The following is a 19,976-nucleotide window of genomic DNA, read 5'->3' on the forward strand; positions in this document are numbered from 1 at the left end:
GCCGGGCCCGGGCCGGGGCGGAGGACCGGCCCGGGCCCGGCGCCGAGCGGGGCCCCGTCACCCGGGTGCGCGGCTCCGCTGGCATCCCGGGGCCGCCCCCGGCTTGCTGGAGGCATGAGACAAGGACACCAGGCGACGCCCACGGGAGCGAGCCTGAGCACCCCACGGATGGCGGGACTGGCGGGGGTCCTCTTCGCCGTCCTGCTCGCCGGCGCGATCGTGCTCGCCCGGATCGCCCTGCCCGAAGGGGGCGGCGCGGCCCGGGTGGAGGTCACCTCGGGCCAGCGGGACGCCGTCACCGCGGCGGTGGAGCTCGTACCCTTCGCGGGCATCGCCTTCCTCTGGTTCATGGGCGCGCTGCGGGAGCACGGCGGGGACGGCGAGGACCGGTTCGTCTCCACCGTCTTCCTGGGCAGCGGCCTGATCTTCGTGGCCTGCCTCTTCGGCGCGGCCGCGGCCGCCGGGACGGTGCTCGACACCGACCAGCCGCAGGACTTCGGCCGCCACTTCGCCTACACGCTGCTCACCACCTACGCGATGCGGATGGCGGCCGTCTTCGTCTTCGCCACCTCGACGATCGGCCGCGGGCTCGGTGTCTTCCCCCGTCCGCTGGTCCTGGCCGGATACCTGGCCGGTGCGGTGCTCCTGGTCGTCGGCTCCTCGGTGCCGTGGTCGGAGCTGGTGTTCCCGGCCTGGGCCCTGATGGTGAGCGTGTACGTCCTGAAGTCGCGGCTGGGCCGGCCGGGCCCGGTCGTGCCGTGACGCCCGTACGGTCCGCCGCGCGCCCCGGTGTCACCCGGACGGCGGCGCCGGGCGGGCTCCGTGCCGCGGCCGCGCGCAGGCTGGTCTGGGAAGCCGCGGGGGTCACCGAAAGGACCACAACCTTGCTGAGGCTCGTCGTCGATCTCAACCGGTGCCAGGGATACGCGCAATGCGCCTTCCTCGCCCCCGATGTCTTCGCGATGCACGGGGACGAGGGGCTGCTCTATGACCCGGAGGCCGAGGAGGCCCAGCGCGAGCGCGTGGCCCAGGCCGTCGCCGCCTGCCCCGTGCAGGCGATCCTCACGGACGAAGTCGGCCCGGCCGCCGCCCCCGCGGGCACCGACGCCGGCGCCCGCGGCGGGGAGGCACCCGATGCCTGACACCGCCCTGGAACAGCTCAAGACGTCCGGCCGGATCGTGGTCGTCGGCGCCTCCCTGGCGGGTCTGCGCGCCGCCGAGACCATGCGGGAGAAGGGCTTCACCGGCTCACTGACCATGATCGGCGACGAGCCGTACGAGCCGTACGACCGCCCGCCGCTGTCCAAGGGGGTCCTGCTCGGCCGGGCCGACGCCGAGCGCACCCTGCTGCCCCGGCGCCGCGACCTCGGCGCCGAGTGGCGCCTCGGCGTACCGGCCGACGGCCTCGACATGGCGGCCCGCACGGTCAGGCTGGCCGACGGCGACGAGGTGCCGTACGACCGCCTGTTGATCGCCACCGGGGTGCGGGCCCGGCCCTGGCCGAACGAGGCCGAGGGCGAACTGGCCGGGGTGTTCACCCTGCGCACCCGCGACGACGGGGCGGGCCTGGCCCGGGCGCTCGCCGCCGGACCGCGCCGGGTCCTGGTCATCGGCGCCGGATTCACCGGCTCCGAGATCGCCTCCGCGTGCCGCGAACGCGGGCTGGACGTCACCGTCGCCGAGCGCGCCGACGGCCCGCTGGTCGGCGCCCTGGGCGGGGTGATCGGGGCCGTCGCCGCCGAGATGCAGCGCGAACACGGCGTCGACCTGCGCACCGGGATCATGGTCACCGGGCTGGAGGGCGATTCCTCCGGACGCGTGCGGGCCGCGCACCTCTCCGACGGCACCACGCTGGAATGCGACGTCGTGGTCGTCTCGCTCGGCGCCCAGCGCAACACCGAGTGGCTGATGGGATCCGGGCTCGGGGCGGGCCCGCGCGGCATCGCCTGCGACGCGGGCTGCCGGGCCTTCGACGTCCGCGGCATCGTCACCGACGACATCTACGTGGCGGGCGACGTGGCCCGCTCCCCGCACGCCCTGTTCGGCTACCAGTTCCTGTCGCTGGAGCACTGGGGCAACGCCGTCGCCCAGGCCGAGACCGCCGCCCACAACATGCTCAGCGAGAGCTCCGACCGCCGCCCGCACCTGTGGGTGCCCGCCTTCTGGTCCTCCCAGTTCGGGGTGAACATCAAATCCGTCGGCGTGCCCTCCATGGGCACCGAGATCATGATCACCCAGGGCTCGCGCGCCGAACGCCGCTTCACCGGGGTCTACGGCTACCAGGGCCGGGTCATCGGCGCGGTCACCTTCGACAACTCGCGCTGGCTGCAGTTCTACGAGCAGCAGATCGAGGCCACCGCGCCCTTCCCGCTCCCGTTCACCACGGTCGACCGCCGGCCCGACGGACAGCACCCGATCCCGGCGGACTTCCCGGACCCGTCCGTGCCCACGCACGGTCCGACCATCACCCTCAGCGGGTACTCACCGGCCGACCGCCGGATCACCTTCACCCCCGCCGGGCACTGACCCGCACGCCCCCGGAGGACCCGCCATGACCCACGGCATCCTGAGCCAGATCCTGGACTACGCCCACCGCGCGAACCCGTACCCGCTGTACGAGGAGCTGCGCAAGACGCCCGTCTTCCACGACGGGACCGGGCCGTACGTCATCAGCACGTACTACGACATCCAGAGCCTGCTGCACGACCCGCGACTCAGCTCCGACTCCCGCAACCTCGCCGCCACCGCCGGGGACCCGCTGGCCGAGGAGGGGGGAGAGGAGGCCATGACGCTGCCGCCCAGCTTCCTGAAACTGGACCCGCCGGAACACGACCGGCTGCGCCGCATGACCCACCGGCCCTTCGGCCCGCCGCACTCCCCGCACCGCGTCGACGGGATGCGCGGCGGCCTCAAGGACATCGTCACCGGGCTCATCGACAACCTCGGTGACCCGGACGGGATCGACCTGGTCGACCAGTTCGCGTACCCCTTCCCCGTGACGATGATCTGCCAGCTGCTGGGCGTGCCCCGCGAGGACGAGGCACGCTTCCACGTCTGGGCCGACACCCTCGCCGCGAGCCTGGATCCCGATCCGGACGCCGACCCGGCGGAGCGGCAGCGGGTCACCCACGACTCCCGGATGGAGCTCGGCATGTACCTCGCCGGGCTGATCGAGGAGCGGCGCAAGAACCCCGGCGACGACATGCTCTCCCAACTGGCCGTGGGACACGGCCCGGACGACTCCATGTCGACGATGGAGCTGCTCAGCACAGCGGCCCTGCTGCTGATCGCCGGGCACGAGACCACGGTCAACCTGATCACCAACGGCATGCTGACGCTGCTGCGCAATCCGGACGTCCTGCGCGAACTGCGCGAGGAGCCCGGGCTGGCCGTTCCCCTCGTCGAGGAGCTGCTGCGCTTCGAACCGCCGGTGCAGCTGCTGCCGCAGCGCACCCCCCTCGTCGACATCGAGGTCCGCGGGGTCACCATCCCCAAGGGCTCCTCGATGTGGCTGATCCTGGCCTCCGGCAACAGGGACCCCGCCCGCTTCAAGGACCCGGACCGCTTCGACCCGCACCGCAAGGACATCCAGCACCTGGGCCTCGGCAGCGGCATCCACAGCTGCTTCGGCGCCCCGCTGGCCCGTCTGGAAGCGCAGCTCGCACTCAGCGAACTGGCCCGGCGCCTGGAGAACCCCCGCCTGATCGAGGACCCCCCGCCCTACCGCCAGAACGCGGTCCTGCGGGGCCCCCGTCACCTGCGGATCAGCTGCGACGGGATCCGCGACTGACGCCCCGCGGGCCGGTCCCGCACCGGGCGGCGGCCGCCGCGGACCTCATTCCGCGGCGGCCGGCCGCTCGCGCCACCAGGCCAGCGTGGCCTCGACCTGCTCGTCGAGGGGCGTGGCCCGCTCCGTGAACGCCACCTCGTACGCCGCCGAGTCGACCACGAACGGGCGGTCGAACTGGTAGCGGACCTCCTTCAGTTCGCGCAGCAGCGGGGAGACGAGCCCGCCGACGCCCAGCACGGCCGGCGGCAGCCCGCGCACCGCGACCGGACCGGTCCCCGCCCGGACGGCGAGACGGCCGACCATCTCCCGGGCGGACAGTGCGGGCAGCGTCGGGGCGTGCCAGGCCCGCCCCCAGGCCCGCTCCTCGCCCGCGACCTCGGCCAGCGCCCGGGCCACGTCGGGAAGATAGCTCCAGCTGTGCGGGGCGTCCGGATTCCCGAGCACGGACACCGGCTTGCCGCGCAGCACGCGGGGCACGACCCGCGCGGCCAGATGCCCGCCGTCGGTCACCCCGGGCCCGAAGAAGTCCGAGGCCCGGACCTCGACCGCCTTGATGCGCCCCTCCTCGTGCAGGGTCCGCGCCTGCTCCCACCCGGCCGCGCGCACCCGCCCCTTGGGGCCCGTCGCCGCCGACGGGAGCTGCTCGGTCAGCGGGCCGTCCACCGGCCCGTAGCCGTACAGGTTGCCCAGCATGACCAGGACGGCTCCGGTCGCCCCGGCCGCCGCGCACAGGGACGAGGCCAGCGGCGGCCATGCGCGCGTCCAGTGGTGGTAGGGCGGCGCGGCGCAGCCGAAGACCGCGTCCGCACCCCGCGCCGCCTCGCTCAGCCGGGCGCTGTCCGTCGCGTCCAACGCGAGGTGCTCGATGCCGGGTTCGGGACCGCGGCCCGATCGGGTGATGACCCGTACCGAGTGACCGCGCCCGGCCAGCAGCCGAGCGGTGGCGGCCCCGGCGGGCCCGAATCCTACGACGACGTAATGGCTCACGTACGCACCCTAGGCCAGGCCGTGTTTCTTTGGATCTTGCCCGACCCGCGCGCATCTTCCGGGGCGTCCGGCCGGGCCGCTGCCCGCTTCTCCGCCGCGCATCGTCTACAGTGCAGTAGACCGTCTACGTGGTTGTAGTCGCCCGGGTGCCGGGCCGGGCCGCCGCCCGTCCCTCCACCCGTCCCCGCCCGATGCCCCTGCCCGCCGCCCTGCCCCCGGTCCGATTCCCCTGAGAGGCGCGTCCATGGCCGCTTCCGCTTCCCTCCCCGCCGCGCACGACCTCGCGGTCAACCTGCTCGACGCCCACTCGCTCCTGGCCGCCTTCGGCGTGCTGGGCATCGCGCTGGTCATGTTCGCGGAGACCGGGCTGCTGATCGGGTTCTTCCTGCCCGGGGACTCGCTCCTGTTCACCGCCGGGCTGCTCTGCGCCGGTACGACGGACCAGGGCGCGACGCTGTCGCTCCTGCCGGTCCTGGCCGCCGCGGTGGTCGGCGCGCTGGCCGGCGCCCAGTGCGGCTACCTCATCGGGCGCCGCGCGGGCGGCGCCCTCCTCGCCCGCGGCCGGTCCCCCCGGCTGCGCGAGGGCGCTCAGCGCGCGGAGGAACTGCTGGAGCGGTACGGGCACGCCAAGGCGATCGTGCTGGCCCGCTTCGTGCCCGTGGTGCGCACGGTCCTCAACCCGCTCGCCGGGGCGCTGAACATCCCGGCGCGCGTCTTCATCCTGTGGCAGGTCCTCGGCGGGCTGGTGTGGACGGTGGGCCTGGTGCTCGCCGGTTACGCCCTCGGCTCCTCCGTACCCGACGTCGACCGGTACCTGCTGCCCATCGTCGCTCTCATCGCCCTCGTGTCCCTCCTGCCCCTGGCGATCGAAATGCTCCGCTCCCGGCGGGCCGCGAAGCACCAGAACGGATCTGTTCGATGACCCCCACGTACGACGGCTCGCGCCTCGACGGCCCCGCCTACCTCGAGGTGACCGGCCTCGCCCACCGCGCCCCCGGCTGGGTGGACACCCTGGTCGCGGGCTGGTCGAGCTACGGGCTGGCCCTCTTCGCGGTACTGATGGCCGCCGGCTGGTGGCGGGCGCGGCGCGCGGGCACCCCCGTCGCAGTCACCGCCCTCGCCGTCCCGCTGATCACCCTCCTCGCCTTCGGCACCGACGCGCTGCTGAAGCTCGCCGTACGCGAGGACCGGCCCTGCCAGACCCTCCGGGCGCCGACGCTCGAGGCGTGCCCCGCACCCGGCGACTGGTCCTTCCCCAGCAACCACGCGGCCCTCGCCGCCGCCGCGGCCGTCGCGCTGTGCTTCGTGTCGCGCCGACTGGGCGCCCTGGCCCTGGCCGCGGCGGCCCTGATGGCCGTCTCCCGCGTGTGGGTCGGCGTGCACTACCCGCACGACGTGCTGGCCGGCTGCCTCGTCGGGGCCTCGGTCGCCGCCGTCTCGTCCTGGGCGGTCCGGCGCCGCCAGAGCGCATGGGCCGACCGGCTGAAGCGCGGCCCGCTGCGTCCGCTGCTGGCCGCCGCGTGACCCGCACCCGCCTCGCCCGCCGTGCGGGGTGGCTGGCGCTGACCTGCGCGACGCTGTTCGCGCTGCTGGCGGTGTGGGTCCTGCACGCCCCGGACCACCTGCTGCCGGCCGACGCGGGTCTGCACCGCTGGTCCGTGGAGCACCGCCCGCCCGTCGCCTCGGCATCGGCCCGCGCGCTCACCCACACGGGCACCGGGTTCCTCCCGTACGTCCTGCTCGTGCTGGCCGGGTGCTACGTGGGCCGCACCACCCGGCAGCGCGCGGGCACGGCCGCCGCCCTGCTCCTGTGCCTCGGCGCGGGGCAGACCGTGCGCTACGCGGTCATGACGCTGATCGCCCGCCCGCGCCCCCCGGCCGCCGACTGGGCCGCGCAGGCCTCGGGCTGGTCCTTCCCCTCGGGCCACACATCCACCGCCGCGATGACCGCCGGGCTCCTGATCGCGGCGCTGTTCCTGCGGCGCGACGCGAAGGTGCCCGCGCTCACCGTCGTACTCATCGGCCTCTGGGGCGCGTCGGTCGGCCTCACCCGCGTCTACCTCGGCGTGCACTGGTTCACCGACGTGATCGGGGGCTGGCTCTTCGCCACCGCGTGGCTCTCCCTCATCGCCTGCGTGTACCTGTGGCGCATTCCCCGGCCCCCGGCGGCCTGACGGACCCGCCCCGGGCCCGTCAGGCGGAGGTGAAGACGTCCTCGGGGGCGTCGTCGAGGATGAAGCCGTTGTCGAAGCGGACCCGGACCGTCGCGCGCAGCCGCTGTTCCTCGTAGGCGGTCCAGTGGGGTTCCAACGAGGCGACCTTCTCCTCGAGCTGCTTCCTGCTCCCCGTGGGCATCTCGTGGCCGTAGGAGTCGAGGAGCGACTTGAGCCGGGCGTACTCGGCGGCTTCGCGGCTCTGTTCGTCGTGCTCGACCACGCGCTCCACGGTGCCGGGGGTGCCCGCCGCCAGCGAGAGGGACCCGGCGGGCGTTCCCGCCGACCCGGGGGAGTCGGCGGTCATCGCGACCCAGTCGGTGAGCCGGGTCTCCACCGCGAGCTTCACCCGCTGGCCTGCTTCGAGGGGCATGGTCTCTTCATCTCTCGGATCGGTGCGTGCGGGCCCGTGTCATTATCCAGGCCCCCCGGGCGCCGGGCGCACCGGCGCGGGCGTCCCGGCCCAGGGGCTGTCTGCAGGCCGTGGGCGTCATCGTCCTGCTGCTGGTCATCGCCGCCGCGTGCCGACGCTGAGGGCGCACTCCCAGGTGCCGTCCCCCGCGGAATCCGTCGCCGGAGGCGGGTCCGGTGGGCCCGCGGGCCGGCCCTGCCTGATCTCCCTCAGGTAGTCCGGGGCCCGGCTCCGGGGGACCGCGCCCGGGAGCCGGCTCTCGTGCAGCCCGCGCCGCGCCTCGTCGCGGGCGGCCACGAGCGAGGCCGCCGAAGGAGGCGAGCGGGCGGGAAGCGGTCACGGGTCGACTCCTCGACAGGGTGGGTCCGCCGATGGACGGCCCCGGCCGCGGCCCTCCTGCTGGGGATGGTCCACATCCTCGGCACCACCGCGGAGCAGCCGCTGCCCCGGGTCCTCTCCGACAGGACCTGGTGCCGTAACCGGAGCCACGGCACTAGGCTCCCGACGCGCTCATGCGCTCGATGTCCGTGGTGAGCGAGTCGAGCCAGGCGAGAACGGCGAAGAAGCGCGGCGGCGCGATGCCCGGTGGGGCGCCGGAGCCGGCCGCGGACGCGTACGGGCCGTACGCCACCGGACCGGGATCCGCGCCCTCCGCCGCCCGGCGCAGCGCGGCGGCCACCCCGGCCGCCCGGTCGCGCAGCCACGCCGCCTCCCCGGGGTCGAGGGCCGGACCTCCTCGTCCCCGCAACCGCCGCGAGCCCCACAGCACGTGATGGCCCGTCATCATGACCGCCTGCCAGTCCCGCGCGGCCCCCGGGCCGCCCCCGGGCTCGCTCTGGTGCTGCGCGAACGCGGACTCCGCCAGCGACAGCGCGAGCTGGAGCGGCCGGTCGTCGGGGACGGTCCCGGGGCCGCCCGCCGCCACGGCGGCCGTGGCGCCCTCGATCGCTCCGGCCGCCCTCGTCAGCATCAGGCCGACCGCCCGCCGCAGCTCCTGCTGCGCCCCTCGCGGCCAGGCGAGCAGCCCGAACACGATGCCGATCAGGCTGCCGACGACCACGTCCACGATCCTGACCTCGGCCAGCCGCCAGGTCACGGGGGCCAGCTGCGCGAAGACGAAGGACACGACCAGGGTGAACATGCCTTGCGACCACCCCACGCCCCGCGCGGGCCCCACCCGGAACGCGACGAGCATGACCACCGGCAGCGCCACCGCGTAGACCGTGGTGCGACCGCCCACCAGGGCCAGGACGCCGGCGGTCGCCAGGGCGCCGACCAGCGTGCCGATGAGTGCCTGGCGCACGGTCGCCCGGGTCTGGGAGGCCGTGGTCCGGGTCAGGCTGAGGACGGCCAGCATCGCCCAGAAGCCGTGGGGCAGGGACTCCAGACCCGCGACCGTGCGGGCCGCCGCGAGCGCGAGGCTGATCCGGACGGCGTTCTGGAAGTACACGGACCGCGGCCCGGCGTGCGCGGCCAGCCGGTGCCACCAGAGGCGGGGGGCGCGCTGCCCGGCGTACCAGAACCGGCCGGGTTCGGTCTCCGGCGGCGTGCGCGCGCGCCGCCCCCGGGCGACGATCCGGGCCGCCGTCGAGAAGGCGACGGCCGCGTCCGCCACCTCCAGGAGCGCCGCCCGGCGCCGCCCGCGCGCCGCGGTCGCGTACCGCTCGTCCGCCGTGGCGGCCACGGCCTCCTCCCGTACGCGCCGCAGGGCTTCGGCCGCCTCGGCCGTCCGGCCCGTGCCGCGCAGCAGGGCCGCGGTCTCGGTGGTGGCCCGCGCGACCGCGGGCAGGACCTCCGGGCCCCGCTCCTGCGGCGGGTCGCCCGGGGGAGGGGCGGGAAGGGCCGCGAGGCGGCCGAGGAGCGTGCGGACGGCCAGGCCCGCGTGCGCGAGGGCGCGGTCGCGCAGGCCCGGCCCGGCGGGGCGCTCGGCCTCGGAGACCCGCAGCGGCCGCAGCGCCTCCCCGGCCTCCCGGGCCGCCCGCGCCGCCTCGGGGGAGAGGGCGTACGGCCGGTGGACCAGCTCGGCGGCGCACCGGGCCGCGGTGTCGGCGGCCTCGGCGGTCAACTGCCGGTAGGAGGGCCCGCGCGGCTCGGGCCAGACGCACGACTCGACGAGGACCAGCAGCGCGAGGCCGAAGGTCACCCCCGCGAGCCGCTCGCCGAGGGTGTCCGGCAGGTAGGGCGGGAAGCACGGCAGGATGTAGAGCAGTTGCAGCCCGGGCGCGGCCCCGGCCGCCAGGGGCCCGGCCGCCGCGGCGTAGGCCAGGAGGAAACCGATCAGCAGCATCCCGGCCACGGCGCTCCAGGTCCGCACCGCGAGGTAGCTGCCGGCCGTCACCAGCACCCAGACCACGGGCGCCGTCCGGACCAGCACGGCCGCCCGCTGCCGCCCGGTGCCGGGGATGTGCGAGAGGGCCGCCATCGAGACCACCCCGAACAGGGCGTACGTCGCCGCCACCGGCCGGTCCAGCCCGTACAGGCACACGAAGAAACCGGTACACGCGGCGAGGGTGGTCCGCACCGCGCGCCGCGTCAGCTTCCCGGGGCCGCGGCCGGCATCTCGCTCACGTGGGACGCCCATGACTCCAGCATCGGGCCGACCGTCACGGCCCACCACCCACTGACGGAGGATTCAGTCAGCGGGCGGTCATCGCCGGTCCCTGAACCGGTGCGCGAGCGGGCCGGGACGCACCCGCCCTCACTCCTCGTCGTCCTCGCTCTCCTCCCGGGGGACGATCCTGCCGTCCTCGTCGAGGACGGGGTGGATGCGCGAGGGGTCCTGGCTGTTGCTGTCGGAGGGGCGCGGGCCCTCGGGCCCGTCGGGGCCCCAGCGCAGCAGACGCCGGGTGCGGGCGATCTGGTAGACGACGCCCTGGAATTCGAGGCGGTTGACCCGTCCGGCCCGCAGGGCGTCGGCGGCCTCGGCGTACGCGGCCAGCTCACCCGCCCCTTCCTCGCTCGCGCCACTCCCACCGCTGCCCGCCGCGCCCACGGTGCGGGCGTCGGCCCCGGGGTCGGCGCCGATCGGGATCAGGCCGTGCATCCGCGGCCAGGCCCAGGTCAGGGCGAAGTCCAGGGACACACGCGCGTCGTGCGCGGTGGCGTGCGGACCGCTGACCCCCTTCCAGCCCCGGGCCCTCGTCTGCTCCACCACCGTGAACGTCGGGGGCAGCAACAGGACGTCCCGGTGCGTGTCCAACGCCCGCCGCGAGTCCGCCCGTACGTCCCCGGGGAACCGTTCGCCCGTGTAACACAGGTCGCGCAGCGCCAGCTGTTCCGCCGCCTGCGCCGGAGTGACCGGCGCGTCCGGGTCCAGCAGCAGCCCGTCGTCGACCCCGGGCCCCTTCACACCGCGCGACCAGTCCGGGACCGGCGGCTCCGGATCGCTCGGACGCGGCGCCTCGATGCCCTCCGGGCCCGCCGCCGCGTACTCCTCCGCGCGCACCACCCGGTAGCGGAGCTCGCCCACCACGAGGTCGTCGACCCGCTCCTCCTCCAGCCGGGCCACCGCCGCCAGGAGGTCGCGCCGCTGCGCCCGGTCGCCCGCCTCGTCCTTCGCGCGGAACCACAGCAGCGAGTTGAGGCTGTCGCGGGCGAGCTGCGGACAGCCGTTCACCACCGCGACCACCACCCGCCAGCGCGGGCCGTCCGCCGGCGACTGCTCCACGACCCCGAACAACGGACCACGCACGACCACGGCACTCGCACGCGCCGCGGCATCGATCGCATCGGCCTCCACCACCGCGTCGACCGGTTCCACCGGCACCCGCACCACAATCGGCCGTACCCCGCCACGCCCCGCATCCTCATGGTCCATGCCACCATCCTGCCGACCGGGACCACTCCGCGCGGGGCCTTTCACCGATCCCCCCTCGCCCCGCGGACGGTCCCGCACGGATGGCCGATTGCCGGACACCGGCGGGAGCGGGGGCGGTGCCGTGGCGCCGATGAGGTGGACGGAACGCTCCGGCGGCGCGGTTACGCTGATCGCATGACTGTGCTCGTGTACGAAGACTTCGGTACCGGACGCCACCGGGAAGCCTCCCTGATCCGGCATGCCCTGGGCAGCGCCCACGACGAGGAACTCGTCGCCGGCCTGGCCGGGGGGATCGGCTTCATGTACTTCGTCTTCGAATACGAGGGCCGCACGCCCATCGCCACCATCGTGGCCCAGGCCCACCCCGAGCCCTGGGTCCAGGTCGCGCTCGGCCGCCTGGGGGTGCCGTACGACGCCACGCGCGCGATGAAGCCGCGCTGGGGCCGGGTCCGCGCCGCGCTCGACGAGGGGCAGCCCGCCTTCTGTGTCGTCGACCGGTCCTCCCTGCCCTGGCACGAGGCCGACCCGGACGCCGAGATGACCGGCGCCGACCCCCACACCGTGGTCATCGCCGGGTACGACGGCGACGACCTGCTGATCGAGGACGGCGCCGCGACGCCGTACCGGATCGACCGCGAGGAGTTCGGCGCGGCCTGGACCGCGCACCGCAAGGGCCGCCACCAGCTGATCGTGCCCACCGGGCCGCCGGAGGGCGAGCCGGACGTGGAAGGGGCGATCGCCTCCACGGTCACCCACCTCACCGGGGCGGTCCTGGGCAACCAGTTCGACGTGAACTTCGGCTTCACCGGCATGGAGAAGTTCGCCGCGCAGCTGCGCGACCGGACCACCAAGACGGGCTGGGAGCACCGGTTCGGCGGTTCGCCCGAGGCCTTCCGCGCCGGTACCGCCCGGCTGTACACCTGCCTGGAGGAGGAGTGGACCGCGCCGGGCGCGACGCGGCCGCTGTACGCGGACTTCCTCGACCTCGTCGGGCGCCCCGAGGCCGCCGGGCTCTTCCGCGAGTCCGCCCGCCACTGGTCGGAGCTGGCCGCGCTCGCCCGGGACGCCGACGCGGACGCCGACGCCGAAGAGCGCGGCGCGCTCTTCGAGGCGTGCGCGGAGCGGGTGGACCGCTGCCTCGAGCTGGAGGAGCAGGCGGTCGGCGCGCTGCGGAAGTAGCCGTGGGGGCGCGCCGCTCGCGCGGTGCGCCCCGCGGTCCGGTCCGCTTCGGCAGGTTCGGCCGGCTCAGCCGGGCTTCGGCACCAGGGGCTTGTGCCCGGGGTACACGTGCGCGGGCGTCACGATGCTGGTGACCGCGTCGCCGAAGAGCGTGCTCGGCTCCTGGCCGTCGGTCTCGACGTCGGTGTTCAGGATGATCACCATGGTGGCCCGCGCCTGCGGCAGGTAGACGGTCAGGCTCTCGTAGCCGGGCAGCGAGCCGTTGTGGCCGATCCAGCCCTGCACGTTGAAGATGCCCAGCCCGTAACCGGCGCCCGGGATGTCCATCGGCGTGGTCTTCAGGCGCTCGGCCTGGGTCGCGGGCGTCAGCAGCGTGCCGGTGGCGAGCACCCGGGCCCAGGTGCGCAGGTCCTGCATGTCGGAGATCATCGCGCCCGCGGCCCACGCCCACGAGGGGTTCCAGTTCGTCGCGTCCTCGATCTCGCCCGAGGGCGTCTCGTCGCTGTAGCCGTGCGCGTGCGGTTCGGGGAATTCGGGCCCGGTCGGGAAGAGCGTGTGGCGGAGCCCCGCCGGTTCGATGACGTCCTTGGTGATGACGTCCTGGACGGGACGGCCGGTGACCTTCTCGATCACCAGGCCGAGCAGGACGAGGTTGGTGTTGGAGTACTGGAACTTCGCGTCCGGCGGGAACTGCGCGGGGTGTTTGAAGGAGAAGTCGAGCAACTGCCGCGGTACGAAGCGCTGTTCGGGGTTGCCCTCGAAGGTCTTCACGAAGTCCGGGTCCAGGGTGTAGTTGAACAACCCGCTGCGCATGCCCGCCAGTTCGCGCAGGGTGATGTGGTCCCCGTTCGGAACGCCCGGGACGTACCTGCCGATGGGGTCGTCCAGCCGGACCTTCCCCTGGTCGACCAGCCGGAGGAGGGCGGTGACCGTGAAGGTCTTGGTCTCGCTGCCGAGGCGGGTGTGGACATCGGCCTTCATGGGCGCGCCGGTCGCCTTGTCCGCCACGCCGAAGGCCTTCACGTAGCTCCCCTTGCCGGGGGCCCACAGCCCCACGACGGCTCCCGGCGTCCCCGTCACGCGCATGACCTGGCGCACGGCGGCGTCCAGGCGCGCCGCGACGGCCGGGGTGAGCTGCGGGAAGTTCCCGTCGGTACCGGGGGAGGGTGCGGCGGTGGCGGACGGCGCCGGGGGCGGGGTCGCCCCGTACGCGGAGCCCGTGACGGCCGGGATGACGAGCACGCCCGCGGCGGCGGCAGCCGCGCAGGCCCGGCCGAGCCGGATGCGGGTTGGCTTCACTGCACGGTCTCCTGTCGTCCGAGGACCGGGGCACAGCACGAGGCGACCACCATCCGTAACAGCCTAGGCCCGCGCTGTGCCGGTCGCGAGGCGAGCCATCGGGGCGCGGGCGCGGGCGCGGGAACGGGCACGGGAGCGGCCGACGGACTGGATGTCCGCCGGCCGCTCCGGGTACTGCGGGGTACTGCGGGGGTGCTACGGGGTCACGGGGTCGTCTTGCCGACCTCCAGGTCCGCCGTCGGCTCCTTGACCTTGCCTCCGGGCGGGCCGGCGGCCGCGCTGGTGTTGTTCGCGCTGTGGGGGTCGTGGGTCAGGGCGTCGACCGTGGCGGTGTTGCGGATGTCGGAGCCGTCACCGGTGTACTCCGGATCCAGCTTCACCTTGATCACCCAGGTCATCGAGGCTCCGGGTGCCAGGCTCGGCAGCGGGCCACAGGTGACGGTCTGTCCGGAGGTGCACGTGGCGTCGCCGGAGACGAAGCTGAGCGCGGTCGGCAGCGTGTCGGAGACGGTGATCTGCTCGGCCTGCGAGGGGCCGTTGTTGATGACGGTCAGGGCGTAGTCGAAGGTCTCGCCCGGCGCCACGGGGGCGGTCTGGACGGGCTTCTTGGTGATGGCGAGGTCCGCGGCGGGATCCGTGACGTGCCCGCCGGGCACGGTCGCGGTGCTCGTGTCGTTCTCGCTCGCCGGGTCGATGTTGTCGGCCGTCACCTGGGCGGTGTTCTTCAGGTCGCTGCCGTCGCCGCTGTAGGCGGGATCCACCTTGACGGTGAGCAGGTACTCGACCGTCTCGCCGACCTTGAGCGGGGTGCTCCGCTTGCACGACACCAGGTGTCCGGCGACGCTGCATCCGGCGGGGGAGCTCGTCACGTACGAGAGGCCCTCGGGCAGGTTGTCGCTGAGCTTGACGTTGAAGGCGTCGGCCGAGGGGCCGTTGTTGGTGACCCGGATCCGGTAGTCGAAGGTCTCGCCCGGTACCGGCGGCTTGGTACCGACGGCCTGCTTGGTCACGGCCAGGTCCGCGGTCGGCTTGTTGACGGTGCTGCCGGGCAGGCCCGCCGGGCTGCTCGTGTTGTTCTCCGGCTTGGGGTCCTTCGTCCGGGAGGTGGCGGTCGCGGTGTTGCGGATGTCGGAACCGTTGCCCGTGTAGCCGCTGTCGAGGCGGACGATGAAACGCCACGTCTTCGACGCCGACGGCTCCAGTACCGCCACCGGACCGCAGCTGACCGTACCGTCGGTCACCGAGCAGTTGTCGGGCGAGGAGACGAAGGCGAGCTGCGCGGGCAGCTTGTCCGTGAGGGTGGTGTTGACCGCTCGGGACGGGCCGTCGTTGTGCGCGGTCACCACGTACTCGAAGGTCTGCCCGGGGGCGATCGGAGTGTCGTTGGCCGGCCGCTTCGTCGTCCACACATCGGCCTGCGGCTCGGTGACCCCGCCCGGCGGCAGTACGGCGTGCGAGGTGTTGTCGGCGGGCTCCGGGTCCTTGGACGCGGAGGCGGAGGTGGCGGTGTTGCGCAGGTCGCTGCCGTCACCGGAGTAGGCGGCGTCCAGCTTCACCTTGAAGGTCCACACCACCTCGGCGCCCGGGACCAGCCGGGCCAGCGGACCGCAGGTGACGGTCCGGCCGGACACCGTGCACGGGTCGGCCGAGGACACGAAGGTCAGCCCGTCGGGCAGGGTGTCCGTCACCTGGACGTTGCGCGCGTCGGAGGGACCCTTGTTGGTCGTACGGACCTCGTACTCGTACTCCTGGCCCGGCACCGTCGGTCCCGCGCCCAGCGGGGTCTTGACGGTGGCCAGGTCCGAGACGGGTCCGAACGGTCCCGGCGGCAGCACCGGATCGGGCTTGTTGTTGCCCGGATCCGGATCGGTGGCGTCCGAGGTGCCCTTGGCGCTGTTGCCGAGGTCGGAGCCGTCGCCCTGGTAGGAGGGGCTCAACCGGGCCTGGAAGCTCCAGCTCTTCGTCTGGTTCGCCGCCAGCTGGGGTTCGGGCCCGCAGGTGACGGTCTGTCCGATCGCGGTGCATCCGTCGGAGGAATCCACGAAGGAGATCCCGGCCGGCAGCCTGTCCGTCGCGGTGACGTTCCGGGCCACCGACGGGCCCTTGTTCTTCGCGGTCAGCGTGTAGGTGATCAGGTCACCCGGAGCCTTGGCACGCTGTGCCGTCACCTCGACCCGGTGCGCCCCGCCGGGCAGTGCGGCGGCCGCGGGGACCGGTCCGGTCCACAGGGCCGCGGCGCAGAGCAGCGGGGCCAGGGCCCACGCCGCGGGCCTCCGGCCTGGAGTCGTCGTCATCGCGCATCGTTTCCGTTTCGTGCGTGAGAGGACCGTACAGAAGGCTGTACGGGAGTTCGGGGGAAGGTCGCGCCGGGTCAGCCCGCGACGGCGCGCTTGGTGAGCTCGATGTCGGCGTTCGCCGGGCGGACGCGGCCGCCCGGGGCGCCGGCGGAGCCGCTGTTGTCGAGCGGGTTCGGATCGGCCGTGTCCGCCCGGGCGGTCGCCGTGTTGCGCAGGGCCGTGCCGTCCCCGGTGTAGGCCGGGTCGAGCCGCACGGTGAACGTCCAGGAGCGGGCGGCGCCCGGGTCCATGGCGGCTTCGGTCCCACAGGTCACGTCACGGCCGGTGGCCGTGCAGCCGTCGGCGGAGGAGACGAAGGACAGGGACGGGGGCAGCGGGTCGCCGACGGTGACCTTCCGGGCCACGGACGGGCCCGCGTTGCGCACGGTCACCGTGTAGGTGAAGGTCTCGCCCGGTGCGACCGGGGTACGGTCCTGGGCCGTCTTGGTGAGCGCGAGGTCGGCCTGCGGGGCCGCCACCCCGCCGGGGGGCGGGGCGGCCGCGCTGGTGTTGTTCGCGGGCTGCGGGTCGGGGACCGGGTGCCGGACGGCGGCGACGTTTCCGAGGTCCGAACCGTCGCCCGTATAGGCCGGATCGAGTCGGACGCGCACCGCCCAGACTCCACTGGCCCCGGGGATCAGCGGGCCCCGCACCGGGCAGGACAGCCGCTGTCCGTCGGCGGTGCAGCCGGAGACGGAGGAGACGAACCGCAGCGGGGCGGGCAGGGTGTCGGAGACCAGCACCGTGGGGGTGGAGGAGGGGCCGAGGTTGCGGGCGGTGATGCGGTACTCGAACTCCTGGCCCGGGACGACCGGGCCGCTGCCCAGCGCCTCCTTCTCGGCGGCCACGTCGGCGCGGGCCGTCACCACGATGTCGGCTGCGGTGGCGGTGTTGTCGGCGGGGTTGGTGTCGGTGCGGTCCGCGGGCGCGGTCACGGTGGCGCTGTTGCTCAGCGAGGTGGGCTGGGCGGGGGCCGTACCGGTGAGGGTGTAGGTGACGCTGCCGCCGCGTTTGAAGTCGGCGGTGGTGTCCAGGGTGTTGCCGCTGCCCGAGGCCTTGCCGCAGGTTCCGCCGGTCCCGGCGCGGCAGGTCCAGGTGACGTCGGTCAGCCCGGGCACGGTGTCGCGCACGGCCGCTCCGGTCACCTCGTTGGCCTGGCTGTTGGTGACGGTGAGCGTGTAGGTCACCGGTCCGCCGCCCGCCGGAACGGGCGTGGGGGAACCGGACTTGGTGAGGGTGAGATCAGCGGGCACGTTGATCTGGAGGTCGTCGATCTCGTGGTTGTTCGTCGCACCGCCGGTGCCCGCGGAGAAGCCGACCTTGAGGGTGGCGGGCAGGGCGGGCTGGTTGGCGATGGCGGTGACGTCGTAGTCGGTGACCAGCTGGTTCATCGTCGTGCCCGGTCCGCTGTCCGACCAGACCGACAGCAGCATCTTCGAACCGCTGGGCAGCAGCGAGATCCGGACTTTGCGCTCCTTGGCACGGCTGCCCGTCTCGACGGTGGAGCCGGGGCCGTCCGCGGCCGTGGCGTAACGGTAGCCGGAGGTGCCGTCCCCGCCGCCGCGGACCACGATCTTGTTGGACTGGGCGCCCGGACCGCCGTTGCCGACCGTGTTGGAGGAGAAGTTGCCGAACTCGTCCAGCCCGACGCCGAGGTAGGCGCCGGGAACGCCCGAGCCCGTACAGCGGTTCACCAGGCCCGAGCAGGCGTAGCCGAGGCTGCCGCCGGAGGGGCCGGTGCCGTCCTTGGCCGATCCGTCGGTGAGGTAGAAGGACAGGCCGTCACCGCGCTTGCCCTCGAACGCGGTTCCCCCGTAGGTGGCGTAGCTGAACTCGGCCACGATGCCGAGGCTGGAGGGGAAGGAGTCCTTCATCTTCCAGGTCCCGGCCTGGGAGGAGCTCGTCGAGGTGAGCCTCAGCCAGCCCCCGCCGGGGTAGCTCGCGTTGCCGCTGGTGGTGCCCAGGTTGGTGGAGCTGTCGAAGGTCTCGTTGACGGGGAAGGTGAGCGCCCGGGGTCCGTGTCCGCCCGCGTGCCCGCCGCCCGCGTGCCCGCCGCCTGCGTGCCCGCCGCCCGCGTGCCCGCCGCCCGCGGCGACCGCCGACGTCGTGAGCGGCAGCAGCAGGGCGGCCGCGCACGCCAGCGGCACGGCGGCCTTTCGCCACCAGGTGCTCCAGGACACTGTCATACCCGTGTGGTTCCTCATCTGCTCGCTCCGCGGCACGCCCACCGGAGGACGTCCGCTGCGGAAGGCCCGGCGCAACCCGGTCACGCTCGCGATCGTCTGCGGAAGGCCGTCCGGAGCGCCGCTCCACCGGTCACGAGCGAGGCCGGGGCCCACAGCAGCCACTCCGGGACGTGGGCGCCCGAGTCGGCGAGGTCACCGCGACCGCCGTGGTGGTCCGGGCCGCCCTTATCGTCGCTCTGGTCGCTCTGGTCGCTCTGGTCGCTCTGGTCGCTCTGGTCGCTCTGGCCGCCCTCGTCGCCTTGGTCGTCGTGGTCCCAGGGGTGGTCGTGGCCACCGTGCTGGTCCTCGCCCCCGTCGTCGCCGTGCTCGTCGTCGCAGTGCCCGCCGTGGCCGTGGTCGTCGCCGCCGTGGTCATCGTCGCCGTGTCCGCCGTGGTGCTCCTCGCCCCGGCCGGACACCAGGCACAGCCGGCCACCGGTCGGACCCGTCGTATCCGGGTCGTTGGCGTTGTCCGACAGGTCGGGATCGAAGCTGGCGCCGGCGACGCGGGCGATGTTCCGCAGGGGTGTGCACCTGTTCGCCGGGGGGTTGGCCCGCCTCCCGTCGGCAGCGCGGACGGTGAGCCTGAACTCCGCCGTCCCGCCGGCCGCCAGACGGTCGAGCGCCGGACACTCCACCAGCCGCTCCTCACCCGGCGCGACGACGCAGTCGTCGGGCGAGGAGAGCAGGGTCAGCGAGGCCGGCAAGCGGTCGGTGACCTTGACCTGGCGGGCCGTACCGGGCCCCTGGTTGCGCACCGTGATCAGGTACGTGAACTTCTCGCCGGGCCTGACGTGTTCGCGGCCCTTCGCGAGCAACGCCGTCTTCCGGAGCGACAGGTCGGCCGTCCGCGCGCTGGGCGGAATCTTCAGGCCCGTCAGCGAGGTGTGGTTGTTGAGGGAATCGGGGTCCGAGGTCGCCGCGTCGACGACGGCCTCGTTGACGATGTCCGCGCCGTCCCCGGCGTAGCCCGGCGCCAGCCGTACGGTGATCACCCAGGCGTGAGACATGCCCACGGGCAGCGTGGCCAGCGGCCCGCACACCGCCGTCCGGCCGCTCGCGGTGCAGCCGTCGCGGGACGAGACGAACTCGAGGGAGGCCGGCAGCCGGTCGGTGACGCGTACCTGGCGGGCGGTCGAGGGCCCGCGGTTGGTCACCGTCACGACGTAGTCGAAGGTCTCCCGCACCGCCGGGGCGGCGCCCTGCCGCTGCTCCCGTGCGCCGGACGCGCCGGGCCGCAGCACGCCGGAGACCTCCAGGTCCGCGGTGTCCGCCGACCGCGGGGCGGTGGCCGTCGTGGTGTCGGGCGCGGGGACCGGCACTGGCGCGGGTACCGGCACGGGTACGGGTCCCCGCACGGGTACCGGCGCGGGCGCCGTGGCCGCCACCGCCGGAGCCAGGGGCAGGAACCAGCAGGCCGTCACCGCGCAGACCGCGGTCAGGGCGCGCCCGTACGAGCCACCGGACCGGTTGTGGGTAACACGTCGCATCGGGCGCCCTTCGGAGAATCCGGCTCCCCGGAGTGGAGCGGTGTGGTCATCTCTTCACACAAATAGCGACGGTGGCGCACGCGCAGTGATCATTTGTAGCTAATGGGTGATCACATTCAGTCCGTCGGCGGAAAGTTCCGGGCTTGCGCCCTTATCGGCCAGGTGCCGACACGAACAGGCCCATTTCGCGTGGCGGCCGCCGCTCACCGGGAAGGCCGCCGATTCCGG

16 protein-coding genes are annotated in these 19,976 nt (G+C 74.2%); 8 read left to right on the forward strand and 8 right to left on the reverse strand.

Going from position 1 to position 19,976, the window contains the following annotated elements; translation table 11 throughout:
- The first annotated feature begins 114 nt into the window (after positions 1 to 114).
- From ABT084_RS00005 to ABT084_RS00020, 4 genes are all read left to right on the forward strand, one after another.
- Positions 115 to 762 carry a hypothetical protein gene (locus ABT084_RS00005; RefSeq protein WP_351037125.1) on the forward strand — a complete coding sequence of 216 codons (648 nt, stop codon included), beginning with the start codon at positions 115 to 117 and terminating at the stop codon, positions 760 to 762.
- 125 nt (positions 763 to 887) lie between these two features.
- Positions 888 to 1,142 carry a ferredoxin gene (locus ABT084_RS00010; protein WP_351037506.1) on the forward strand — a complete coding sequence of 85 codons (255 nt, stop codon included), beginning with the start codon at positions 888 to 890 and terminating at the stop codon, positions 1,140 to 1,142.
- A complete protein-coding gene (locus tag ABT084_RS00015) occupies positions 1,135 to 2,526 on the forward strand; it encodes an NAD(P)/FAD-dependent oxidoreductase (protein WP_351037126.1) in 1,392 nt (463 codons plus the stop codon). The genes ABT084_RS00010 and ABT084_RS00015 overlap by 8 nt, the downstream gene beginning before the upstream one ends.
- Positions 2,527 to 2,551: 25 nt before the next feature.
- Positions 2,552 to 3,790 (forward strand): cytochrome P450, encoded by a 1,239-nt coding sequence (locus ABT084_RS00020; protein WP_351037128.1) that lies wholly within the window; start codon positions 2,552 to 2,554, stop codon positions 3,788 to 3,790.
- 45 nt (positions 3,791 to 3,835) lie between these two features.
- Here ABT084_RS00020 and ABT084_RS00025 read toward each other — a convergent pair whose 3' ends face one another.
- Positions 3,836 to 4,777 (reverse strand): NAD-dependent epimerase/dehydratase family protein, encoded by a 942-nt coding sequence (locus ABT084_RS00025; RefSeq protein WP_351037130.1) that lies wholly within the window; start codon positions 4,775 to 4,777, stop codon positions 3,836 to 3,838.
- Positions 4,778 to 5,021: 244 nt separating this feature from the next.
- Between ABT084_RS00025 and ABT084_RS00030 the strand changes: the two genes are divergently transcribed.
- The 3 genes from ABT084_RS00030 to ABT084_RS00040 are packed head-to-tail and all read left to right on the forward strand — an operon-like array spanning position 5,022 to position 6,951.
- Complete coding sequence (locus ABT084_RS00030) at positions 5,022 to 5,699, forward strand: DedA family protein (RefSeq protein ID WP_351037132.1); 678 nt, start codon at positions 5,022 to 5,024, stop codon at positions 5,697 to 5,699.
- A complete protein-coding gene (locus tag ABT084_RS00035) occupies positions 5,696 to 6,301 on the forward strand; it encodes a phosphatase PAP2 family protein (protein ID WP_351037134.1) in 606 nt (201 codons plus the stop codon). Before ABT084_RS00030 ends, ABT084_RS00035 begins: the two co-directional genes overlap by 4 nt.
- Positions 6,298 to 6,951, forward strand: coding sequence for a phosphatase PAP2 family protein (locus tag ABT084_RS00040; RefSeq protein WP_351037136.1), 654 nt, complete (start codon positions 6,298 to 6,300; stop codon positions 6,949 to 6,951). Before ABT084_RS00035 ends, ABT084_RS00040 begins: the two co-directional genes overlap by 4 nt.
- A 19-nt stretch (positions 6,952 to 6,970) precedes the next feature.
- On the opposite strand, the gene ABT084_RS00045 is transcribed toward ABT084_RS00040, so the two are convergent.
- The 3 genes from ABT084_RS00045 to ABT084_RS00055 all read right to left on the reverse strand — a co-directional run bounded on the left by ABT084_RS00045 (position 6,971) and on the right by ABT084_RS00055 (position 11,219).
- Positions 6,971 to 7,363, reverse strand: coding sequence for a hypothetical protein (locus ABT084_RS00045; RefSeq protein ID WP_351037137.1), 393 nt, complete (start codon positions 7,361 to 7,363; stop codon positions 6,971 to 6,973).
- A 532-nt stretch (positions 7,364 to 7,895) separates the two neighbouring features.
- On the reverse strand, positions 7,896 to 9,983 hold the full coding sequence (locus tag ABT084_RS00050; RefSeq protein ID WP_351037139.1) for an FUSC family protein: 2,088 nt from the start codon (positions 9,981 to 9,983) through the stop codon (positions 7,896 to 7,898).
- Between the two features lie 117 nt (positions 9,984 to 10,100).
- Positions 10,101 to 11,219 carry a DUF5954 family protein gene (locus ABT084_RS00055; RefSeq protein WP_351037141.1) on the reverse strand — a complete coding sequence of 373 codons (1,119 nt, stop codon included), beginning with the start codon at positions 11,217 to 11,219 and terminating at the stop codon, positions 10,101 to 10,103.
- 174 nt (positions 11,220 to 11,393) lie between these two features.
- Here ABT084_RS00055 and ABT084_RS00060 point away from each other — a divergent pair, with 174 nt between their 5' ends.
- Positions 11,394 to 12,398 carry a BtrH N-terminal domain-containing protein gene (locus tag ABT084_RS00060; protein ID WP_351037143.1) on the forward strand — a complete coding sequence of 335 codons (1,005 nt, stop codon included), beginning with the start codon at positions 11,394 to 11,396 and terminating at the stop codon, positions 12,396 to 12,398.
- Between the two features lie 66 nt (positions 12,399 to 12,464).
- Here the strand turns inward: ABT084_RS00060 and ABT084_RS00065 are convergent, their stop codons facing one another.
- The 4 genes from ABT084_RS00065 to ABT084_RS00080 form a co-directional block, all read right to left on the reverse strand.
- Positions 12,465 to 13,697, reverse strand: a complete 1,233-nt coding sequence (locus ABT084_RS00065; RefSeq protein ID WP_351037145.1) for a serine hydrolase domain-containing protein — start codon at positions 13,695 to 13,697, stop codon at positions 12,465 to 12,467.
- A 203-nt stretch (positions 13,698 to 13,900) separates the two neighbouring features.
- Positions 13,901 to 15,991 (reverse strand): DUF11 domain-containing protein, encoded by a 2,091-nt coding sequence (locus ABT084_RS00070; protein ID WP_351037147.1) that lies wholly within the window; start codon positions 15,989 to 15,991, stop codon positions 13,901 to 13,903.
- Positions 15,992 to 16,068: 77 nt separating this feature from the next.
- Entirely contained in the window at positions 16,069 to 18,219 is a 2,151-nt protein-coding gene (locus ABT084_RS00075; protein ID WP_351037149.1) for a hypothetical protein, read from the reverse strand.
- A gap of 80 nt (positions 18,220 to 18,299) precedes the next feature.
- A complete protein-coding gene (locus ABT084_RS00080; protein ID WP_351037151.1) occupies positions 18,300 to 19,748 on the reverse strand; it encodes a DUF11 domain-containing protein in 1,449 nt (482 codons plus the stop codon).
- Between the last annotated feature and the right edge of the window lie 228 nt (positions 19,749 to 19,976).

It is taken from the genome of Streptomyces sp. NPDC002138 (assembly GCF_040296485.1).
In the GTDB taxonomy this organism is placed as follows: domain Bacteria; phylum Actinomycetota; class Actinomycetes; order Streptomycetales; family Streptomycetaceae; genus Streptomyces.

What these genes read in the sequence shown, in the direction of transcription:
- ABT084_RS00005 (WP_351037125.1), top strand. Translation starts at nt 115, where the DNA reads ATGAGACAAGGACACCAGGCGACGCCCACGGGAGCGAGCCTGAGCACC.
- ABT084_RS00015 (WP_351037126.1), top strand. Translation starts at nt 1,135, where the DNA reads ATGCCTGACACCGCCCTGGAACAGCTCAAGACGTCCGGCCGGATCGTG.
- ABT084_RS00020 (WP_351037128.1), top strand. Translation starts at nt 2,552, where the DNA reads ATGACCCACGGCATCCTGAGCCAGATCCTGGACTACGCCCACCGCGCG.
- ABT084_RS00030 (WP_351037132.1), top strand. Translation starts at nt 5,022, where the DNA reads ATGGCCGCTTCCGCTTCCCTCCCCGCCGCGCACGACCTCGCGGTCAAC.
- ABT084_RS00035 (WP_351037134.1), top strand. Translation starts at nt 5,696, where the DNA reads ATGACCCCCACGTACGACGGCTCGCGCCTCGACGGCCCCGCCTACCTC.
- ABT084_RS00045 (WP_351037137.1), bottom strand. Translation starts at nt 7,363, where the DNA reads ATGCCCCTCGAAGCAGGCCAGCGGGTGAAGCTCGCGGTGGAGACCCGG.
- ABT084_RS00050 (WP_351037139.1), bottom strand. Translation starts at nt 9,983, where the DNA reads ATGGGCGTCCCACGTGAGCGAGATGCCGGCCGCGGCCCCGGGAAGCTG.
- ABT084_RS00055 (WP_351037141.1), bottom strand. Translation starts at nt 11,219, where the DNA reads ATGGACCATGAGGATGCGGGGCGTGGCGGGGTACGGCCGATTGTGGTG.
- ABT084_RS00060 (WP_351037143.1), top strand. Translation starts at nt 11,394, where the DNA reads ATGACTGTGCTCGTGTACGAAGACTTCGGTACCGGACGCCACCGGGAA.
- ABT084_RS00070 (WP_351037147.1), bottom strand. Translation starts at nt 15,991, where the DNA reads ATGACGACGACTCCAGGCCGGAGGCCCGCGGCGTGGGCCCTGGCCCCG.
- ABT084_RS00075 (WP_351037149.1), bottom strand. Translation starts at nt 18,219, where the DNA reads ATGACAGTGTCCTGGAGCACCTGGTGGCGAAAGGCCGCCGTGCCGCTG.
- ABT084_RS00080 (WP_351037151.1), bottom strand. Translation starts at nt 19,748, where the DNA reads ATGCGACGTGTTACCCACAACCGGTCCGGTGGCTCGTACGGGCGCGCC.